The sequence below is a fragment of the Parabacteroides sp. AF17-3 genome, from assembly GCF_003635445.1.
GTDB classification, from domain to species: domain Bacteria; phylum Bacteroidota; class Bacteroidia; order Bacteroidales; family Tannerellaceae; genus Parabacteroides; species Parabacteroides goldsteinii.
The window spans coordinates 44686-66840 of record NZ_QTMM01000001.1 but is presented as its reverse complement, the minus strand read 5'-3'; the positions used below and the strand labels follow the sequence as shown (position 1 = coordinate 66840).

The following is a 22155-nucleotide window of genomic DNA, read 5'->3' as shown; positions in this document are numbered from 1 at the left end:
TATAATATATATAATCTGTCAACAAAGTGAATCTTTATTTTGATGCGGTTGTCTTGTTTATGTTTACTTTATGAATTGCGTATCCACATAAAGTCGTATCTTTGCCCACATTAACTATATAATAATGAATAATTAAAACGATGAATTTTGTTGAAGAATTAAGATGGAGGGGCATGATTCATGATATGATGCCCGGAACAGAAGAGCAGTTACAGAAAGAAATGACTTCTGCGTACGTAGGCATTGACCCGACGGCCGATTCATTACATATCGGACACCTTGTTAGTGTAATGATGCTGAAGCATTTGCAGCGTGCCGGACACCGTCCTATCGCTCTGGTCGGTGGTGCCACCGGTATGATCGGAGACCCTTCAATGAAGTCGGCAGAACGTAATCTGCTGGATGAAGCAACGCTTCGCCACAATCAGGAAAGCATCAAAAAACAGTTGTCAAAGTTCCTGGATTTCGATTCAGATGCTCCTAACGCAGCCAAGTTGGTGAATAACTACGACTGGATGAAAGAGTATACCTTCCTGAATTTTATCCGTGATATCGGTAAACACCTGACAGTTAATTATATGATGGCTAAGGATTCTGTTAAGAAACGTCTTAGCTCCGAATCGAGTGTAGGTATGTCCTTCACTGAATTTTCTTACCAGTTGTTGCAGGGATACGATTTCCTGTTCTTGTATCAGAACGAAGGTTGCCGCTTGCAGATGGGTGGTTCCGACCAATGGGGTAACATCACGACCGGAACTGAACTGATCCGTCGTAAAACAGGTGGTGAGGCATTTGCCTTGACCTGTCCGCTGATCACAAAGGCCGACGGTGGCAAGTTCGGTAAGACGGAATCAGGTAACGTATGGTTGGACCGTCGTTATACTTCTCCTTACAAATTCTACCAGTTCTGGTTGAACGTAAGCGATGCCGATGCCGCCAGATATATCAAGATCTTCACAGACCTGAGCAAAGAAGAAATTGCTGCATTGGAAGAGGAACAGGCCGCAGCTGCCCACCTTCGTCCGTTGCAGAAACGCTTGGCAAAGGAAATCACTGTAATGGTTCACTCCCTGGAAGATTACGAAGCAGCTGTTGAAGCATCCAATATCCTGTTCGGTAACTCTACCCACGAATCTTTGATGAAGCTCGACGAAGACACGCTGTTGGCCGTATTTGAAGGTGTTCCGCAGTTTGAAATCAGCCATGACGAACTGAGTGCCGGTGTGAAGGCTATCGACCTGCTCACAGAGAAAGCTGCCGTTTTCGCTTCAAAAGGTGAGATGCGTAAACTGGTGCAGAGTGGCGGTATCAGTGTAAACAAAGAAAAACTGGCTGATGCAGAAACTGTTATCGACTGTTCTTCTCTGTTGAATGAAAAATACCTGCTGGTTCAGAGAGGTAAAAAGAACTATTATCTGCTGATTGCAAAATAAGAAAAATGCTGAAAACGCTTGCAAGGTAAGATTTTATTCTTACCTTTGCATCGCTTTAGATAAAGCGCCGGATTGTCTCATGGTGTAATGGTAGCACTACAGTTTTTGGTTCTGTCTGTCGAGGTTCGAATCCTCGTGAGACAACACAATCTAAATAGACCGTTTATTATCAATATGATAGTAAACGGTTTTTTGTTTATGGTAAGAATATCAACATCAAAGTAGAATGATATGGAACAGCTGCAATTGATACAAAGTAAGATATACGAGATACGAGGGCAAAAGGTTATGCTGGACTTTGATTTAGCTGAGATGTACGGTACTGAAACAAAATACCTGAAACGATCTGTAAAGAATAATATTAGGCGTTTCCCGGCACCGGATTTCATGTTTGAGTTAACAAAGGATGAGTGGGAGTCTTTAAGGTGCAATTTTAGCACCTTAAACAAAGGTAGAGGGCAGCATCCTAAATACATGCCGTACGCTTTCAGTGAGTTAGGGGTTTCAATGTTGAGTAGTGTTCTCAACTCTGATACGGCTATTGAAATAAATATATCCATTATGAGAGCTTTTGTTGCGGTTCGTCACCTGGTATTAAATCCTCCGGTTGACAGAGTAGGACAGTTGGAGAATCAGGTAAGGGAATTGAAAGAGTACATAGAGGATGTATTCGCCGACTACAACGATATCAACGATGATACCCGTATGCAGTTAGAGCTTATCAACGAAACGTTAGCAGAGCTACAGAACAAGAATAAGGCACTAAACAAGTCACGGCCGAAGATCGGCTTTGTGAAATGAAAATACGGTATTTTTCTCAATGTATTCACTGCGTGCATTTTGACCAAGGTCTCCCCTTTAGTAGGAAGGATAGGTGCAAAGTGTTAAAGTTCTTTTCGATACATTTTTTTCTTCATAAAGATGAGTAATATTTCTTGTAATGGGTGTTCTTAATATAAATATCAGAATACCATGACGAACATTTCAAGAAGAACATTTATCAAGACCGGGGCCTTTGCCGCCGCCGGTCTTACCATCGTTCCCGGACATGTACTGGGGCGTTCTTTCGGGTTTACAGCACCGAGTGATAAACTGAATATTGCCGGGATCGGAGTCGGTGGAATGGGACGCCGTAACCTGGCGAACATGAGCACGGAGAATATCGTTGCCCTATGTGATGTGGACTGGCACTATGCGGATAAGACCTTTAAGGATTATCCTAATGCCCGCAGGTTCAAAGACTGGAGAGTGATGTTTGATGAGATTGGCAGTTCAATCGATGCTGTAATGGTGGCTACCCCGGACCATACCCATGCCGGTGTGACCGCCCATGCAATTACGCTGGGCAAGCATTGTTATACCCAGAAACCGCTTACACATTCTGTTTACGAATCCCGTCTGCTTACCCGTCTGGCTAAAAAATATAAGGTGGCGACACAAATGGGTAACCAGGGCAACTCTTTTGACTGGTGCCGCCAGGTGGCGGAATGGATACAATCCGGTATAATAGGAGATGTGTATGAGGTACATTGCTGGACCGATCGTCCTATCTGGCCGCAGGGTTTGCAGGAACCGAAAACGGTCGTGAAATGTCCCAAGACGCTGGACTGGGACCTGTTTATCGGCCCTGCCCGGAAACGTCCGTACAATCCCGTTTATACTCCCTGGAACTGGCGTGGCTGGTGGGATTTCGGTACCGGCGCACTGGGCGATATGGCCTGTCATATCATGGACCCGCTTTATTGGGCGCTCGACCTGAAGTATCCGACAAGTGTGATCGGCAGCTCTACCCTTAGCAACCTGTATTCCCCTCCTCATGCCCAAGTGGTGACTTATACCTTCCCGGCACGTCCGCCAAAAGGAAACGTGAAGATGCCGGAGGTGAAAGTATATTGGTATGACGGTGGCCTGATGCCGCCCCGGCCGGAAGAGTTGAAAGACGGGGAGATGATGGGAGATGAGAACGGAGGCATTATCTTCGTCGGAACGAAAGGGAAGATCATGACCGGTTGTTATGGTATGAATCCTACTTTGTTGCCGTTCTCTGCCATGGAGAATTTCAACCAGCCTAAACCGACTATACCTCGTGTCAAAGGAGGTAACGGCGATATCTGGAATACGAATGCACATGAACAGGACTGGATTCGTGCGTGTAAGGAACCGGCGGGTAGTAGAACGGAGGCATCGTCCAACTTCCAGTTCTCCGGACCTTTCAATGAGATGGTTGTGATGGGCGTTCTGGCTGTCCGTCTCTCCGGTTTATACGGTCTCCATCGTGAACTCCAATGGGATGGCGAGAATATGCGTTTTACGAATATTTCCCCCAATGATAAGATAAAGATTGTAACGGTAGACGATTTCAAGGTAATTGACGGAGATCCCCGTTTCGACCGGCGTTATGCCGACTTCAGTGCGGCAGATATGGCATCCGAATGGATCAGGCATACCTACGAAAATGGCTTCTCGTTACCCGATATGCCTGAATAATTAATAGAATAATGTTATGAAACAAATAAAGAAAGTATTATTCCCCGTTGTTTGTCTTTTGTTGTTTGCATGCTTTTTGTCTGCCTGCAAACAGGCGAAAGCGGAAAAACAAGATTGGAGGATAGCCATACAGTCTTATACATTCCATCTCTTTCCGCTGACGGAAGCGTTGGATAAAACTCAGGAACTGGGAGTGAAGTATATAGAAGTATATCCGGGCCATAAGCTGGGCGGAAAATGGGGCGATAAAGTCTTTGGTTTCGACCTGGATACCCAGACCCGGAAAGAGCTGAAAGAATTGGCTGCTTCCAAAGGTATAAAAATTATAGCTACGGGTGTGTATGTGGCCGATAAGTCGGAAGACTGGGAGAAGATGTTCAGATTTGCAAAAGATATGGACATGGAGTTTATCACCTGCGAGCCTGCCTTAAACGACTGGGACCTCGTAGAAAAACTGGCTGAGCAGTACGGCATAAAAATCTCTGTGCACAACCACCCGCAACCATCCGACTATTGGAATCCGGATAATCTGTTGCAAGCGATCGCCGGCCGTAGCAAGCTGATCGGTTCCTGTGCGGACGTCGGCCATTGGCGTCGTGAGGGTCTGAACCAGCTGGATTGCCTGAAAAAACTCGAAGGACGCCTCATTTCTCTCCATTTCAAAGACATTGCAGCAAAACAGGAAGGAGAAAAAGAGCAACACGACGTAATCTGGGGAACCGGTATCCTCGACGTGAAAGGAATGTTGCATGAGTTGAAACGGCAGCATTTTAAAGGTGTTTTCTCTATTGAATACGAATACAACTGGGAAAATTCCGTGCCGGATATAAAAGAGTGCATTCGGTATTTCAATGAACTGACCGAATGATTCGTTTGATCACGGACAATTAGCAGAAAGGGTGTTTCGATGAATCGATCACCCTTTTTCTATGATCCGGTTCATTAGAAAGGTTTATCCGGAAAAAAGTAACTGAAGCTACATTCGAATACTTTTGCAATTTCATTTAGGTGATTTATATTATATTTTGCTCTTTTGTGGGGACTTTCACAATCGCGGATAAAACCTTGGCTAAGATTTATATTATCAGCAAATACCCTTTGTGACATCCCTTTTTCAATTCGTAGCTGTTTTACTCTCTGTATTACGAAGTCTTCTATTTCCGTCATTTTCTTTTTTTAGATAAAGAAAGATTTCTTTTAGATAATAGCTAAGCGTATATGTATTCTTATTATATTTGTATCTATGAATAATAATGTTGGAATCATAAGTATAAATTAAATATAAATACTTATTTTGCGAACGAAGAATCACATGTTATGCAATTACCTGTAGATATACAAAAAGTAAAAGAGGGGGATCGTGCCGCTTTCAAGTCTTTTTTCGAGTGTTTCTATCCCAAGATGATGGCTTTGGCTTGTCGCTTTGTAAATGAGCAGGTCGCAAAAGATCTGGTGCAGGATGTCTTTACGTCTTATTGGGAGCAAAAGAAAATGATCGATGCCGATAATATACGGTCATTCTTATTTAAGTGGTTGCAGAACAGATGCCTGAATTACCTGAAACATCAGATGGTCGTGGAAGAGTATGAAGCCAGGATACGAATCGCTGAAGCCCGTATCGCTTTTCTCAATGATAAAACAGATACGAACGATGTCTTGAAACAAGTGATCGACCATGATCTTCGTGAGCTGATAGAAACATCGGTCATGAAATTACCACCCAAAACAGCGGAAGCATTCCGCCTTTGTTATTACCATGACCTGCCCCATAAAGAAATAGCCGAAGTAATGTGTATTTCGCACCGTACTGTAGAAACACATATCAGGAATGCCATTCTCTTTCTGCGGAAAGACCTGCGTGATCTTTTGATCTTATATATAGCCTTTTATCATTTGAATTAGTTTTTTTCTGCTTTTTACTACGTAGTTCCGTTTCTCCCGGTTGTCTTCTTTATACAAACAAATAATAAAGGAGAATGAGCGAAGAACTATTAATACGATTTCTGACCCGTCGCTGTACCTCGGATGAGATCCGGAAAGTGGATGAATGGGTGGCAGAGGATAAAGCGAATGCGGATTGGCTTTTCGAGATGGAACGTATCTGGAGTCTGAAAGATGAACTGCGTTTTTCGGATAAGAAGGAAATAGAAGATGCGTACAGTCGCTTTATATCCGGTCTTCAGGATACCGGGACAGGAAAAAAAGTCCGTCGTTCGGTTGTTCTCCCCTCATGGATCAAATATGCTGCAGCTATCGTATTGATCGGGCTATTGGGTACGAATCTGTTTTTCCTGCTTGATAAGGACACCGGTTTGACAAATATTGTAGAGGTTCCCAGAGGACAACGTGTTGCTTTAACTCTTTCCGACGGGACAAAAGTTTGGCTTAATTCTAATAGTAAGTTTGTTTATCCGGCGCAGTTTTCCTCGGAAGAGCGCGATGTCAGACTGGAAGGAGAGGGATTCTTCGAAGTTGCCCACAATCCCAAATCACCTTTTACTGTTCATGTTGACTTGCTTCGCATTAAGGTATTGGGTACCAAGTTCAACGTAAAGGCTTATAAAGAAGAGACCTCCTTTGTGACTTTAGCAGAAGGAAAAGTTGAAGTTATTACCGACGATGACGAGCAAAAGGTCACCATGAAGCCCAATCAGCAGGTTTCTTATTCGAAGGAATACGGGTTAGCGGTCGATAAAGATATCAATACGGATGTGGTCAAATCATGGATATTGGGTGAAGCTGCTTATCAGAATAAGCGCCTGGATGAAATAACGGATGATCTGGAGCGGAAGTTTGATGTACATATCGATATCCGGGACCGGGAACTTTCCTCGGAAATATTCACCTGTCGTTTTAAAGAAAGTGCGACTATCGACCAGGTGTTGACATTATTGAAAGAGACACGTAAACTGGATTATAAGATCCGGGGGACACAAATAGAGATTTACAAACCGTTAAAATGATCTGCCTATGAAGTAAACCTGAATGTAAAAAAATGAAGAACCGAAGATGCCGCAAACATCCCCGGTTCGGATTTAGCGAGTAACGCATTAGAGAAGACCTAAATTTATTACTAACTAATCATTTACAAATGTATGGATTTTAATGTGAAAAGCATGCCATGTCGTATGCATAAATCGTCATGGCTTCGAAAAAGTCTGAATATTATGAGATGTATTGTATTATTCATATTACTGGGAACCTTGCAGACATTCGCCAGCCTGAGCTACTCACAATCGGTGAAATTGTCGTTGAATATGGAAAACACCACCGTGCAGGATGTCCTTTCTATGATTGAGCAGAAATGTGATTTTTATTTTACTTATAACCTGAGGCAAATCAATGCCACCCGGAAAGTATCGGTCCATTTTAAGAATAAAACGGTGACTGAAGTACTGGATGAATTGTTTGCTAAAGAGAATATTTATTATGTTATCAATGATAAACATATTGCTTTATATAAAGTAAATGGTGTTCAGGTGGTACAGCAAACCCGGAAAATTACCGGTATGGTAACCGATAAGGACGGGGAACCGATTCCGGGTGCCAATATCGTGGAAAAAGGGAGTACGACCAATGGAACCATTACGGATATGAACGGTAGATATTCTCTATCTGTTCCTGCCAATTCCCTGTTGATCGTATCTTATATCGGGTACAATAAAGAAGAGATCGCGATAAAAAACCATTCTGTACTCGATATAATCCTGACAGAAGATACCCAATCGCTGGAAGAGGTGGTAGTTGTAGGATACGGTACACAAAAGAAGGTAAATCTGACAGGTTCCGTATCATCGGTGAATTATTCGAAATCAGCGGCGTCCCGCCCTTTAGTTGATGCAACCCAGGCTTTGGGAGGTGTGGCGCCGGGTTTGCAGGTAATGCAGGGGTCAGGTAATCCTTATGGCGAGAGCTATTCTATGAATATTCGTGGTGTAGGTACCCTGAATGATTCAAATCCGTTGATATTGGTCGATGGCATGGAGCAATCCCTTAGTAATGTAAATCCGATTGATATTGAATCGATATCTGTTTTGAAAGATGCAGCTTCCTGTGCTATTTATGGTAACCGCGGAGCTAATGGTGTAATTTTGATCACGACAAAAACTGCGGGAAAGAAAGATAAAGTGAGTATAGATGTTTCTTCCAAATTGTCTTTGAACTCTCCGATGAGGGTTCCGAAGCTCGTGAACAACTATGCTGATTACATGGAATTGATCAATGAGTCTTATACGAATTTGGGACGTTCGTCTGCTTTCACCGATGAAACGATCAATTTATGGCGCGAGAAGGCAAAAGATCCGAACGGTATTGCCGAGTCCGGGTATCCTAATTATGTGGCTTATCCGAATACCGATTGGTACGATGCTATCTATGACAGTAATTGGATGCAGGAATATACGGTACAAGTATCGGGTTCGAGCGACAAGTCCGGATATAATTTTTCTTTTGGATATACCGATAACCCGGGTATATTGAAGAATTCGGGTTTCAAACGTTTCTTTGTCCGTAGTAATATCTATGCAGACATAGCCAAATGGCTACGTGTCGGTAGCCGTATATGGGGGTATAATACCGATCGTGACCGTGTGTCTACTGGTTCTTTAACCGGCATTGATATGACAAAAGTTGTTCCGGGCACTTATCCGTATTATGATGGAAAGTATGGGGCTCCGGAATCGAATGAAGAAGATCCCCAATCACATAATCCGTTGTGGGATATGAATCATGAACATGGTGATATGAAATATACGCAGATATTTACCAACTTCTATACTTCAATAAAATTCCTGAAACATTTCAGCTATGATTTTGGATTCTGGTACAAACATTACATTTATGATGGCAAATATGCATCGAATGCTTTTCCTAAATGGAGTTTTAGCCTGAATGAAATTACAGCAAATGCCATTGACCTAAAAACGGCAACGACCGGACAAACATATAACCGCGATAATTATTGGAAGTTTAATCATATTTTTAATTATAATCAGAGTTTTGGCAAACATGATGTTTCTGTTCTGGCCGGGTTTGAGGAAGAACGTACCTGGACACGGACTTCGAATGTGACAATGCAAGGACTGATAGATCCTAACATTGATGATATTGATGTAGGGACTGAATTTAAATCCTCTTATGGGGCCAATAACGAATATACTTCCCGCTCCTGGTTCGGGAGAGCCACTTACGCTTATGATCAGCGCTATTTGTTTGAAGTAGATATTCGCAGGGATGGCTCTTCGAAATTTGCTCCTGAAAATCGTTGGGGTACTTTCCCGGCTGCATCAGCCGGTTGGAGGATTTCGGAAGAGGCGTTTATGGCAAATACCAGAGAGTGGCTCGACAATCTCAAATTACGTGCATCCTGGGGTAAACTGGGAAATAACAGCATTGGTAATTACGAATGGCAACAAACATACGGATTGGTAAATTATCCGTTTAACAGTAATACTAATTTAGGTCTTGCGCCTACTGCCCAAGCCAATGTCACCCTGCAATGGGAGAAATCTACAACAACGGACGTCGGCTTTGATTTTGGTATATTGAATAATAGATTGTCAGGAACAGTAGATTATTATAACAGAGAGACATCAGGTATTCTTTATAGGCCATCCATTATGATGATATACGGTAATATAACGGCGGCCCGTCAGAATATTGCCGAAGTGACGAATAAGGGACTGGAAGTTCAGTTGACCTGGAGTGACCAGATCCATGATTTCCATTATAGTATCAGTGGGAATTTCTCGTATAATAAGAATGAAGTCAGTAAATATAAAGGTAAACTTGTCCGTGGCTGGGAAACAGATGAAAATGGAAAGACGTATGTGACTAATCTGGGGGATGTTTCTACAGGTGGGACAAATCGTGTATTGGAAGGCCATATGATCAATGAATATTATATGCTGCAACCTTATCAAGGAAACCAGACTTATTTCAATCAGGATGGTTCTGTCAATCCGGTAGGCGGCCCTAAAACGGGTATGATTCGTACGGAAGATGATATGAAATGGTTGAATGCCATGATAGATGAAGGCTATAAATTTTATCCGAACCAGGCAGTAGGTAAATCGGGTATCTGGTATGGTGACTATATTTATGCTGATCTTAATAATGACGGTATTTATGGTAATACGTATGACAATGATTTTGTCGGTAGTTCTTCCATGCCTAAATGGAATTTCGGTGCACAATTAACCGCAAGTTGGAAGGGATTCGATTTGTCGATGAACTGGTATGGTGTTGCAGGAAATAAACTCTATTTCTACCGTACCGGTCATAATGCCAGTACGACTATTAAGGGGTATGCTATAGGTCGTGACGTTGCTGACGATCATTATTTTTATGATCCGGATAACCTGACTGATCCTCGTACGAACCTGCATTCGGAGAATCCTCGTTTGAGTAACAATTCCGGAAGTAGCCAGAGTGAATCGACGAATACGAAGTGGTTGTATAAAGGTGATTTTTTGAAACTCAAGAACCTGACTTTTGGATACACCATTCCTAAGCATCTTGTTCAAAAAGCTTATATACAGAATGCCCGTGTTTTTTTCTCGGGTGAGAATCTGCTGACTATTACCGGTTATCCGGGCATTGATCCGGAAATGCGTTCTTCGATTGGTTATTTGACTTACCGCCAGTTTGCATTTGGTCTGAATGTTACATTTTAATTGAAGGGAAAAGAATTATGAAAAAGATGAAACATATTTTATTAGGATTGATTTCTACATTTACATTGATGGGGTGTGGTGCTGATTTTCTGGATACGGCTCCCCGTAATGCAGTTAGCAGTTCGAATATCTGGACGAGCTCGATTCTGGCTGAACAAGCCGTGGCCGGTGTCTACAATACTTTTGTCGGCTGGTATTGTGCCGGTTATGCCAATAATGCCGAACGTATATGGGATGCCTATTCTTCCGTTATGGATATTGACTTGAACTGGATATCACAGAATGCTATTGTGAGAGGAACTGCTACACCTTCCAGTGGCCAATTCAGTAGTATTTATACTCGTTGCTATACAATGATCAATCGTGCAAACGATGTCATATCTAATATTAACGATGTACCTGATATGAGTGATTCCGACAAGGCACGTTATATTGCCGAGTGTAAATTCTTGCGTGCCTGGGCATATAATCGCTTGAATATCCTTTTCAAAGGCGTTCCCCTCATTACGGAACCGATTGTCAATGAAGAACAGGCAAAGACTCCTCGTGCCAGCGAAGCGGAGATCTGGGATCAGGTGGTGAAAGATCTGACAGATGTGATCTCGGAAACGGATTTACCGGATAAATATAAGGCTTCGGATGCAAACTACGGCCATGTGACTAAAGGAGCTGCTTATGCTTTCCGCGGACAGGTCTATTTGTGGTTGGAGAAATGGCAGGACGCAGCCCGCGACTTTGAGGCTGTCGGTAATTGCGGTTATTCGCTTTTTACAACGGGAGGTGCTATTGCTTTTAAAAACATGCTTAAAACAACAAATGAACAATGCGACGAGATGGTATTTTCTATTCAGTGTGAACAATACTCTGTTGCAAATCCATTGAACGTTAATTATGGTAATCGTTGTACGGGAGGTTCGATGTGGAATAATTATTTACCCAATCCTCATTTCGTCGAGTCTTATGAAGTAAAGGATGGCAGTACATTTAATTGGGATAATTATTGTCCCGGATATAATTCGATGACTCCGGTACAACGTTCCGTATTCTTTCTTCGTGACGGTATGACCGATTCTGAAATTGCTCAAATGACTACTTATGGTGCCGATATGGGTAAATATCTGCCTGATGGTAATGAAGCCCGTATTCGTAAAGCCTATGAAGATCGTGATCCACGGCTTATGATGACTGTCATTACCCCGTATGCGACCTATTTAGGTTCATCCGGAGGAACGGAACATACTTATACGTTACGCTGGCCGTATCGTGGATTCGATGGTCGTGAGCCTTTCGATATTCGTACGGATGCAAATAATTATTTCTATTATTTGTGGAGGAAATTTGTTCCCGAAGGAAATGAATGGCCGTATCGTGATACGTATGATCTGGATGTTCATCTGATCCGTTATGCGCAGGTATTGCTTGGGTATGCTGAGGCTTTAAATGAGATGGGTGAAACCGATAAGGCGGTAGAACAAATAAATAAGATCCGTTCACGTTGTGGAGCTCAATTACTGAATAGTAATACGCCTACAACGGTGAAAGGTAAAGATGATATGCGCGAACGAATCCGTAATGAGTATTATTGGGAACTCGGAGGTGAAAATGTGATGTATTGGAATGAACTTCGCTGGAAAACATGGAAAGACAAGAAGTTCCGTAATAATAAGAACGGTTTGTCACAAATATGGGGAACCACTACCTATACCTGGTATTGGTTGGGCGATCAATGCTGGACCTGGCCTATACCTGCTTCTGAACGCGAAAAGAATTCGAACTTGGTACAAAATGCCGGTTGGAATGATTAATTATTAAAATGATTATGGTTCAGGGGGAAATATAAGAGAGATACGTTTCCTGTATTTCCCCTCTTTTATAGATAGAGTTCGATATGAAAAGAATATTCTTATATTTTAATATTATCTTTTTAGTTCTGCTATCCTGCGGATGCGATAGTGGTAACGATAAAAAAGAGAGTGAAAAAGAGGATGAAGACCTTCCGGCTTCTGTTACCTATGAAAATCCCGTTATAAATGAGAATTGTCCCGATCCATCGATTATCAGGGCAAGCGATGATTATTTTTATGTGTATACTACACAGAATAATTTGCTGGGTAATATTCGTTATATTCCCATACATAAGTCGAAAGATTTAGTTCATTGGGATTATGTAGGTACTGTTTTTGATAATGATAATCATCCGACATGGGTCCCGAATGCAAAACTATGGGCGCCGGATATAAATTATATCGGCGGGAAATATGTTCTCTATTACTCTATGGGTGTTTGGGCGGGAACTTATGATTCAGCGATCGGAGTTGCAACAGCAGATCAACCCGAAGGGCCATTTACTGATCATGGTAAAGTGTTAGATTATACTTCGCAAGGCGTAAATAATTCGATAGATCAGTTCTACATCGAAGACAATGGACATAAATATTTAGTCTGGGGTAGTTTTTATGGCATCTATGCCGTTGAACTGACCGATGACGGGTTGGCTGTAAAGGATGGAAGCCGAAAAGTGCAACTGGCCGGTAATCAAATGGAAGGTTCCTATATTGCACAACATGGTGGATATTTTTATCTGATAGGTTCTGCCGGAACTTGTTGCGAAGGAAAATCCAGTACCTATCATTTGATCTTCGGTAGGTCGGAGAATGTGCTGGGTCCTTATGTAACACAGGACGGTGAGTCTATGCTTAACGGAGCTGGAGATTTATTGTTACAGGGTAATAATATATGGAGTGGAACAGGACATAATGCTGAATTTGTCCAGGACGACGAAGGCAATGACTGGATGATCTACCATGCTTATCAAAAGTTTGATGACACTGCTGGTCGATTGTTAATGCTCGACAGGGTTTATTGGAATGATTGGGGGCCGTATATGAAAGGCAATACCGCTTCTATTTCTGCGGAAGCTCCTGTCTTTGAATAGAAATATGTGAGAAATACTATTGTTTAAATTTTAAGAAAAGTGTATGAAAACTAAATTACTGATTGTAATAGGCTTGGTTATAGGAGAGATATTTTCTCTTTCTGCCCAGGATCGGGCAGACCAGCAACATCTGGAAAACCCCAATTCATTTTCAATGATCTTGCTGGGAGATCCACAGGGATATACAAAATATGATATCAATCAGCCTTTATTCGATTTGTGTACGGCATGGATAGCCGATAACATCGATAACTTGAAGATAAAAGCGGTGCTTTGCACCGGTGATGTGGTGGAACAGAATGAGAATATCGTACGTAACCGTAAGATGCTCAATCAGACAAGTCGGGAAATGTGGGAAGCCGGGTCCAATGCCTTCAAACGATTGGACAATAAAATTACATATATTATTTCTCCGGGTAACCATGAATACGGCTTTCAGCATTCAGAGAACGGTATGACCCGTTTCCCTGAATATTTCCCTTTTGAGAGAAATTCTGCCTGGAGGGATATTTGTGTCAGTGCTCTTCCCAACAGAAATAATATACCGTCGCTGGAAAATGCGGCATTCGAATTCAACGATCCTAATTGGGGGAAATTATTAGTCATCACAAGTGAATTTGCTCCCCGCGATGAAGTGTTGGAGTGGGCTAAGAAACTGGCTTCTAGTGATAGGTATAAAGACAGCCGGGTGATATTTATGACACACGGTTATATGGATCCTGGTACTGCTCCGGAAAGAGGGAAAGTACGTGATCATGAAAATTATGCTATCACACCTAAAAATGCAGGGAAGCAGATATGGGAAAAGCTGATCCGTCCTTCTTCGAATATATTACTCCTGATCTGTGGACATACGGGTAATGGAAACGGCAAATATGAAGATAATGTCGGTTACCGGGTAGATAAGAACGCTGCGGGTGAGGATGTGCATCAGATGATGTTTAATGTGCAGTACGTTGGGGGTGGCCCCGAAGGTAATGGAGGTGATGGCTGGTTGCGAATCCTGGAGTTTATGCCTGACGGCAAAACAATAAAAGTGAAAACTTATTCTCCTTTGTTCGGAATATCTGCTTTGACCAGGCATCTGGCCCATCGCACGGAATCTTATGACCAATTCAGCCTGGAAATACCGAAGCCGAGTGATAAGTAAAATATTCGAAAAGGAGGTTGGTACTGATTAATACAGATAAGATAAATCAGGTAGATGACTACAGATATATGTATTGATAATAAATTAATTATCTGCGGTCATCTGCCTGATCTGAGTTATATATTATTTCCCTTTTTCCTTCAACAATTGTTCCAGCAAGGCGGACTTTTCTTTTTCAACAGCCAGCATGCGTTCAAAAAGGTCGGTGGCCTGTTTGTTCAATTCCATGATTTTATCCAGAGGATGGATAGTATTTTGATTGTATTGATCATTTTCTATTATTCCTGTATTATAGCTTCCGCTTTCAAAATTATTATTTTCAATAACAACTGACAGCGGATTTTCATCCAGTTCTTCAATAATCTTGGGAGAAACATGGAGGATATTCGCGATTTGGATCAACATATTTTGTTCGATCACCCGTTGGCTTTCGATGCGTGAAACCTTTTGCTGCGTGGTACCGAGCATTTCCGCCAATGAGCTTTGTTTGACACCCATTATATTACGTAATCTGCGGACGTTCGCACCTTGGTGAACGTTCTTTCCGGTTTTTTCTTCTGTTTCTCTTTCCATATCGAACTTATTTTATTTGAGACAAATATAAGGACAAAACGATAAAGTCCTTACTTATCATATGGGAAATAACAATCTGTCCTGCTTTTTTCTTTTCCTCCATGTTATGTAAAATATTCAGATGTTTATGTATTTTACCTAGCCATGAATATTGGGGCATGGGATATTCTGGCTTTCTTTGTAAAAAGAAGATAACAGGTTTTGGATTCATATATGTAGAAGATGCGAAAGGAGATAGGATTAGTAAACATTAAAAGGGGGTTAGGGCTTTTTTATAAGCTCCCAACTATTCATATTTGAAATAATATACAATATATTCAAATATGTAAATAGCTGTCTGGTTCGCGAGGATAGGGCAGTTTTAATCTTTAGCATTGATTTTCTTACCGTAATCTGTTGTTTTTTTAATCATATCTGTTACCTTTGTTCCTGTGGGGAATGTTTTAGAAGCCATGGCGTTGACTTCCTTCCGTTATAATTATGGAAAAAAGGTATTTTAAAGTTTTATTTCAGTTTGCATAAATTATCCCCGGTTCTAATTTCGGCTGAGATAGTAATATCACATTCTTTATATTTTGACTTAACTAAACTATTTATGTTATGATGAGTATGTTAACTAGATTACGCGATTATGCAAAACTTCTTTTTACCCGAGAACAGAAGCTTTGTCTTGTAAATAACGCATTTACAGCTCCTGACGCAACGTTGCAGGAAGAAGTTCTTATTGTCTCTCCAACACCCGAAGAACAACCTTCCGTGCCTGAGCAACAACACGTAGAAGCACAGCCACAACCTGTACCCCCCAAAAAATATGTGACCGAAAAAGATGTTGTATATGAATCATTTAAAAAGCTCACTCCGGAATATCTGTTTATTATAACGGAAATGCGCAACTTGCTTAACTCTGAGAATAAAAAATTCGTATTCCATGCGTTGGCAACCCATATAAGTATTAAAAAGGTGGCAAAACATCTGAAAATTACACAACGCAAAGTAAAGATCATATTTCAGGAAGCCTTGGTGGATATCGGTAGTCAAACCGGATTTATTAGGAACTATCTGGATGAGAGAGAAAAGAAAGATAAGGAAATCAGGGAACTGAAATCGAAGGTAATATTATTAAATGCCAGAATAAAGGAATTACAAAATGAGCAAGTCTTACGCATGAAATTTGCTGGGGAAAAGATTTCACTAAAGGACCAGCAACTCTTACTGAAGAAGCCATTGAACGTCTCTCTTGATCTAGATACAAGGACCAACACAGCCTTAAATAGTAACCATATAGAAACGCTGGAGGACTTAATGAAGTATATTTTAAAAAACGAGGAGATGGAAAGATTGAAAACACTACATAACTTGGGAGAAGTCTCGTATAAGAGGTTGGAAAGGGAATTGTTCAAAAAAGGAATAATGGATGTCAACGGGCATTGCGAACTTTTACGATATGTGACGGTTTCCAAGAAATAACTGTGATCCGGTTGTTTATAACTTTGTGGTTCATGTATTGGCAAATACTATTTGTAATAATAATAATAGGTTTATATTTGTATCGGAATTAGGATATGTTGCTAGGTGAAAAATAATTATCTTTTGCCGAATTGTTAACCTGACAGCTATTTAATGAGGAGAATTACAGTATAAACATGGATAGTGAACTTTTATATCGTCTGAAGGAGGGAGACAGGGATGCTTTTAATACTGTCTATTGGCGATACAGTCCGAAGGCATACAACACCGTTCTGTATTTGCTGAATGACGCAGATTTGGCTGAAGATGTCGTTCAGGAACTCTTCCTGACTATTTGGGAAAAGCGTGGAAATATATTACCTGAGCTTAACTTTGAAGCCTATATCTCGACCATCGCCCGTAATTTAGCTTATAAATATGTGGAAGAAGCCCTTCATAGAAACCTTCCGGTGGAAGAAATCAGGGATGCGAAACTGATCTCCAACTCGGAAGAAGATGCGATTGAAGCCGACTCCTTACGAGAATATATTTTCAATGTCATCTCTTCCTTTCCGGAAATGCGGCGAAAAGTATTTATCATGAGCCGTTTTGAAAACTTGTCGCATGCAGAAATTGCGAAAAAACTATCCTTGTCCGAACGTACGGTAGAAGCACATATCTATCAGGCTCTGAAAGAACTTCGTAAAGTGCTTGGAAATAAAGCGGTCGCTTTTATTCTTATCTATCTTTCCTTATAAAACGGACTTCCCTCTTTTCTGAATATTCCTTGTCTTTAAGTAGAGCTTGTTTGTGAACTAAAGTTAAAAATGAGCTTGTTTTATCTTTTGACTAAGTAGTAGGTATATTTATCCCACTATAATATATAAACGGATTAATAATGAGAATAGAATTACTTCACCGTCTGATAGCAGGTACGACTACCGAAGAAGAAAACCGGCAGTTGATGGAATGGTTCCGGCAGTGCGCATCCAAAGAGGAGTTTTTCATGCTTTTTGAGACAGCATGGAAAGAGAGTCCGGATGAGATGCCCAGGGATGTACAGGAACGTATGTACCGCAGGCTGAGCCGGGAGTTGGATGAGAAGAAAACTAAAACTATTTTATTACGTTCACGTTTTTCATGGAAGGTTTGGCCACAGATTGCGGTAGCTTGTATTATCATTGTTTTAGGCCTGGTTAATTATCGTATGAACGATAAACAAAAGCAACTGTCGACACAGAATTTCACGGTATTGGCAGAAAAAGGGCAACGGGCATTCATTACTTTGCCTGATAGTACGAAAGTGTGGCTGAACTCCGATACAAAAATTAGTTATCCGGCAGATTATGGCTTGAAAGAACGTAACGTAACATTAGTAGGAGAGGCCTATTTTGAAGTGGCCAAAAATCCGGATAAACGCTTTATTGTAGAAGCAAAAGGTATGCAGGTCGAAGCTTTGGGGACTTCATTCAATGTTAATGCGTATCAGAATGATAATAAAATTATTGCATCGTTATTTTCCGGTTCTGTCAGGGTAAGCTATGATCGTCATGTGGCAATCCTCAAGCCGCATGAGTCGGTTAAGGTCGATTTATTGAACCGAAGTTTTTCCCGGTACAAAGATGAGAGTATGCAGAATATAGCTCTTTGGAGAAAAAATGAGATCACATTTGACGGTGAGTCTTTGGAGGAGATAACCCATATTATGAGTCGCCTGTATAATACAACAATATGTATAGAAGACGAATCTTTGAAAAAAGTATGTTACATAGGAACCATTCGAAATAACAACCTTGAAAACTTTATCGACATTATTAACCTGACAACTCCGGTTGTATATGAAAATAAAGGAGATACCGTATTTTTGAGAAAGAGGGTTCCTTAGCAGGAGTTAACCGTACGGAAAAATAAAACGAATATGTCTAATCTAATACAACGCCTATGAGAAAGGAATAAAAAATTAACAAAAAGAGGTAACTCTTTCGAGCTACCTCCTCATTACTGTTTTTGCAGATATCCCTTATGTTGATACAGCCGATGTAGGAGACCGGCCGTTGTTAACGGGACTCTTCTGCTTACAAAGTTACAAACATTTATTTTATCTACATCTTATTTCTAATTAAAAGAAAAATGAGTAACATGAAGCATTTATTTAAACAGATGGTTTTTCTGACAATCTTGTTAACCTTTCCGTTGCTGGAGATTCACGCTCAGATAACCATACATATCAAAGACAAACCCGCTTCGGAAGTGGTGAAGCAAATTGAAAAGGTGAGCAAATACCGCTTTTTCTATAAGAAAGGACTTCCTGGTATGACTACTCCGATTACCGTTGAAGTGAACGATCAGGGTATTGAAGCCGTGATGGGACAGATTGTGGGGCAGATTCCTGTTTCTTATACTATAAAAGGGGATACTCAGGTAGTTCTTGCCGAGTCTGAGCCTCAAAATACGAGTACAGGTAAAAATAAGTCAGTGAAAGGTTCCGTAACAGATGCGAATGGCGAACCTGTTATAGGAGCAAATATTGTTCAGATAGGAACCGTAAATGGAGTAATTTCTGATCTGGATGGTAATTTTGATATAGAAGTGCCGGAAGGTTCGACTCTTGAGATTTCTTATATAGGTTATCGTCCTAAAGAAGTAAAAGTGGGGAACAATACAGTATTGACTGTCATTTTGGAGGAAGATACTCAGGCGTTGGATGAGGTAGTCGTTGTCGGATACGGCAGCCAGAAAAAAGTAAACCTGACAGGATCGGTGGCTACCGTAAATTCAGAATCTTTGGCTAATCGTGCAATATCCAATGTCTCTCAGGGATTACAGGGCCTGGTTCCGGGTATGACTATTACAAATAGTGGAGGACAACCGGGTATGGATGCCGGCAAAATACTTATTCGTGGTGTCGGCTCTTTCAATGTATCGACACCGATGGTATTGATTGATGGTATCGAAGGAGATATGAATATAGTGGATACACAGGATATCGAAAGTATATCTGTCTTGAAGGATGCTGCTTCAGCTGCTATATATGGCTCTAAAGCTGCTAACGGGGTAATTCTTATTACCACGAAGCGGGGAAAACAGGGGGCTCCCAAGATCAATTACAACGCTCTTTTCGGGTGGTCTTCCCCTTCGGAATTGATGCCGCGTACCAGTTCGGCAGAATTAGCTCAGTTGACTAATGAAGCAGAATATTGGGGTGCTATATCCGAAGGTGCTACCCCGGAACAGGCTACAAAGCGTATGCCTTATTCTCAGACCGATATCGACTTGTATGCAAATGGAACCGATCCGTACGGACATCCAAATACAGATTGGAATAAACTTTTCTTTGTGGGTTCCGGATTTACCAACCGGCATAATGTAAGTGTCGGTGGAGGTACCGAATGGGTAAATTACCGTACTTCGCTGGGATATTCTAAACAGGAAGGTATAGTGAAAAATGCAGCAAGCAGGCAGTTCAACCTGCGTGTAAACTTGGATATGAAAATTACAGAGCGGTTAAAATCCAAAATAAATCTGGATTATGTCAATTCTTTGATTCAGGAGCCTACAAATCCGATATCCTGGGATTCGGGAACAAGCGAACAGACTTACCGCCAAGTAAATAGAATATCTCCGATGGTTCCCTATAAGAATGAAGATGGTACATATGGAACAATCAGTGATGGTAACCCGATTGCTTTCCAGGATTCGGGGGCAAAAGGTGAAAGACAGAATGACTATATTACAGCTTTTGCGGAATTTTCTTATGATATTCTGGATGGATTGGTAGCCAGAGTGAACGGTTCATATTATGTACAAAATCAGGATTATAATTTATATAGAAAAGAAATTCAATATAATGAAGCCAAATATGACGGACCTACCCAGTATACACAATCTTATTATACGAATAACCGTACACAAGCAGATGCTATGTTGACTTACGATAAGACATTTATAGAAAAGCATACGGTTAATCTATTGGCTGGTTTCCATTCGGAATTGTATAAATACAAGGAAACGAAAGCCTACAGGAAAGACTTTCCTTCTTCGGATGTAACCGACCTGAACGGAGGTTCGGTTGTCGGAATGACTAATAGCGGATATACCCGTGAACTTGCCATGAATTCATTCTTTGCAAGAGCTAAATATAATTTTGATAATAAATATTTGTTCGAAGGTAATATCAGAGGGGATGGTTCTTCCCGTTTTGCTAAAGGATATAGATGGGGATGGTTCCCTTCTTTCTCCGGAGCCTGGCGTTTATCTAATGAGGATTTTATGGCTGGTACACGTACTTTTGTTGATGATATGAAAGTCAGAGCTTCCTGGGGTGTATTAGGAAATCAGGAAATTCCGAATGATTATTATCCGTATATTAATACATATTCTACATCTCCTAAATATCCTTTTGGTAATGTAATCAATACTGGAGCAGCACAGACAAATAATAAAATAAATGACTTGTCATGGGAGACAACCTATACCTGGGGAGTTGGTTTGGATATGACTGTACTGAATTCGTTGTCGATGACTCTTGATTGGTATAATCGTAAAACGACGGGTATTTTGATGCAGGTTAATGTTCCTACTACCTTTGGTTACGGAGGATATTATGACAATATCGGTGAGATGAGCAATAAAGGTATTGAGGCCTCTCTGAATTATAATAAGCAGATTAGTCAGGTGGCTTTTAATGCCGGTGTGAATTTTGCCTATAATAAAAACAAAGTATTGTCACTGGGAGACCTCGACGACCAGAAAGGTAGCCGCACCATAACAATGGTTGGTCGCCCGTATCAGGCATTCTACGGTTACCAGTCTGACGGAATTTTCCAGAGTCAGGAAGAGATAGATAAGGCTCCTAAATATACGATGATTGACAATGCACGTCTGATACCAGGAGACATTAAGCTGGTTGATAGGAATAAGGATAATGTCATCGATGAAAAGGATAAGATTATTCTGAACTCAGAAAATCCTAAGTTTACATTTGGTATTAATCTGGGGGCTAAATGGAAGTTATTTGATGCCTCTTTATTCTTCCAAGGGGCGGCAGGCGTTGCCCGTTATTTTACGGATGAAATGTACGGTGAATTTAACGGTGATTCAGGTCATCCTTCTAAGTTGTGGTTGGATAGGTGGACTCCTGAAAATCCGACGAATAAAATGCCGCGTGCATCCAAATTCAGAACTTATAATATGCCGGAAGTGACAACTTCTGATTTCTGGCTGGTCAATACGAATTATCTGAGATTGAAGGATGTACAGGTAGGCTTTACATTCCCTAAGACATGGTGTACTAATATGAAGATAACTTCTGTCCGTATTTATTACAGCGGACAAAATCTGCTGACAATAAAAAAATGTCCGGAAGGAATCGATCCTGAGGCTCCGAGCGGTTGGGGAGCATATTATCCGCATATAACAACTAATTCGGTTGGAATTTCTATCACTTTATAAAGATTA

At 41.0% G+C, this 22155-nt stretch carries 16 protein-coding genes; 14 read left to right on the top strand and 2 right to left on the bottom strand.

Translation table 11 applies throughout. From position 1 onward, the window contains the following. The first annotated feature begins 140 nt into the window (after nt 1-140). The 4 genes from tyrS to DWW91_RS00160 all read left to right on the top strand — a co-directional run bounded on the left by tyrS (nt 141) and on the right by DWW91_RS00160 (nt 4788). Nucleotides 141-1433, top strand: a complete 1293-nt coding sequence (tyrS, locus tag DWW91_RS00180) for a tyrosine--tRNA ligase (protein WP_122326602.1) — start codon at nt 141-143, stop codon at nt 1431-1433. A gap of 231 nt (nt 1434-1664) precedes the next feature. Then, entirely contained in the window at nt 1665-2234 is a 570-nt protein-coding gene (locus tag DWW91_RS00170; RefSeq protein WP_048314113.1) for an ORF6N domain-containing protein, read from the top strand. Nucleotides 2235-2405: 171 nt separating this feature from the next. Continuing rightward, the gene (locus tag DWW91_RS00165) at nt 2406-3920 is read left to right on the top strand and encodes a Gfo/Idh/MocA family protein (RefSeq protein WP_009860392.1); all 1515 of its coding nucleotides are present in this window, start codon (nt 2406-2408) and stop codon (nt 3918-3920) included. A gap of 16 nt (nt 3921-3936) precedes the next feature. Next, nucleotides 3937-4788 (top strand): sugar phosphate isomerase/epimerase, encoded by an 852-nt coding sequence (locus tag DWW91_RS00160; RefSeq protein ID WP_046145894.1) that lies wholly within the window; start codon nt 3937-3939, stop codon nt 4786-4788. Between the two features lie 74 nt (nt 4789-4862). On the opposite strand, the gene DWW91_RS00155 is transcribed toward DWW91_RS00160, so the two are convergent. After that, entirely contained in the window at nt 4863-5087 is a 225-nt protein-coding gene (locus tag DWW91_RS00155) for a helix-turn-helix domain-containing protein (protein ID WP_048314108.1), read from the bottom strand. A 150-nt stretch (nt 5088-5237) separates the two neighbouring features. On the opposite strand from DWW91_RS00155, the gene DWW91_RS00150 reads away from it, so the two are divergent. The 6 genes from DWW91_RS00150 to DWW91_RS00125 all read left to right on the top strand — a co-directional run bounded on the left by DWW91_RS00150 (nt 5238) and on the right by DWW91_RS00125 (nt 14679). After that, the gene (locus DWW91_RS00150) at nt 5238-5822 is read left to right on the top strand and encodes an RNA polymerase sigma-70 factor (protein ID WP_048314106.1); all 585 of its coding nucleotides are present in this window, start codon (nt 5238-5240) and stop codon (nt 5820-5822) included. Between the two features lie 74 nt (nt 5823-5896). Next, nucleotides 5897-6883 (top strand): FecR family protein, encoded by a 987-nt coding sequence (locus DWW91_RS00145; RefSeq protein WP_048314104.1) that lies wholly within the window; start codon nt 5897-5899, stop codon nt 6881-6883. Between the two features lie 204 nt (nt 6884-7087). Further along, nucleotides 7088-10594 (top strand): TonB-dependent receptor, encoded by a 3507-nt coding sequence (locus tag DWW91_RS00140; RefSeq protein WP_199722528.1) that lies wholly within the window; start codon nt 7088-7090, stop codon nt 10592-10594. Nucleotides 10595-10611: 17 nt separating this feature from the next. Next, on the top strand, nt 10612-12399 hold the full coding sequence (locus tag DWW91_RS00135) for a RagB/SusD family nutrient uptake outer membrane protein (RefSeq protein ID WP_048314102.1): 1788 nt from the start codon (nt 10612-10614) through the stop codon (nt 12397-12399). Nucleotides 12400-12482: 83 nt separating this feature from the next. Further along, on the top strand, nt 12483-13529 hold the full coding sequence (locus DWW91_RS00130) for a family 43 glycosylhydrolase (RefSeq protein WP_122326601.1): 1047 nt from the start codon (nt 12483-12485) through the stop codon (nt 13527-13529). Nucleotides 13530-13572: 43 nt separating this feature from the next. Further along, nucleotides 13573-14679 carry a metallophosphoesterase gene (locus DWW91_RS00125; RefSeq protein ID WP_048314097.1) on the top strand — a complete coding sequence of 369 codons (1107 nt, stop codon included), beginning with the start codon at nt 13573-13575 and terminating at the stop codon, nt 14677-14679. Between the two features lie 123 nt (nt 14680-14802). Here the strand turns inward: DWW91_RS00125 and DWW91_RS00120 are convergent, their stop codons facing one another. Further along, nucleotides 14803-15252, bottom strand: coding sequence for a helix-turn-helix domain-containing protein (locus DWW91_RS00120; protein ID WP_122326600.1), 450 nt, complete (start codon nt 15250-15252; stop codon nt 14803-14805). Between the two features lie 600 nt (nt 15253-15852). On the opposite strand from DWW91_RS00120, the gene DWW91_RS00115 reads away from it, so the two are divergent. The 4 genes from DWW91_RS00115 to DWW91_RS00100 all read left to right on the top strand — a co-directional run bounded on the left by DWW91_RS00115 (nt 15853) and on the right by DWW91_RS00100 (nt 22149). After that, nucleotides 15853-16719 carry a hypothetical protein gene (locus DWW91_RS00115; RefSeq protein ID WP_046145903.1) on the top strand — a complete coding sequence of 289 codons (867 nt, stop codon included), beginning with the start codon at nt 15853-15855 and terminating at the stop codon, nt 16717-16719. 176 nt (nt 16720-16895) lie between these two features. Further along, nucleotides 16896-17456, top strand: coding sequence for an RNA polymerase sigma factor (locus DWW91_RS00110; RefSeq protein ID WP_122326599.1), 561 nt, complete (start codon nt 16896-16898; stop codon nt 17454-17456). A 140-nt stretch (nt 17457-17596) separates the two neighbouring features. Next, nucleotides 17597-18583: a FecR family protein gene (locus DWW91_RS00105; protein WP_009860382.1), complete on the top strand. Its 987-nt coding sequence runs from the start codon at nt 17597-17599 to the stop codon at nt 18581-18583. Nucleotides 18584-18837: 254 nt separating this feature from the next. Beyond that, nucleotides 18838-22149, top strand: a complete 3312-nt coding sequence (locus tag DWW91_RS00100; RefSeq protein WP_233584366.1) for a TonB-dependent receptor — start codon at nt 18838-18840, stop codon at nt 22147-22149. The last annotated feature ends 6 nt before the right edge of the window (nt 22150-22155 follow it).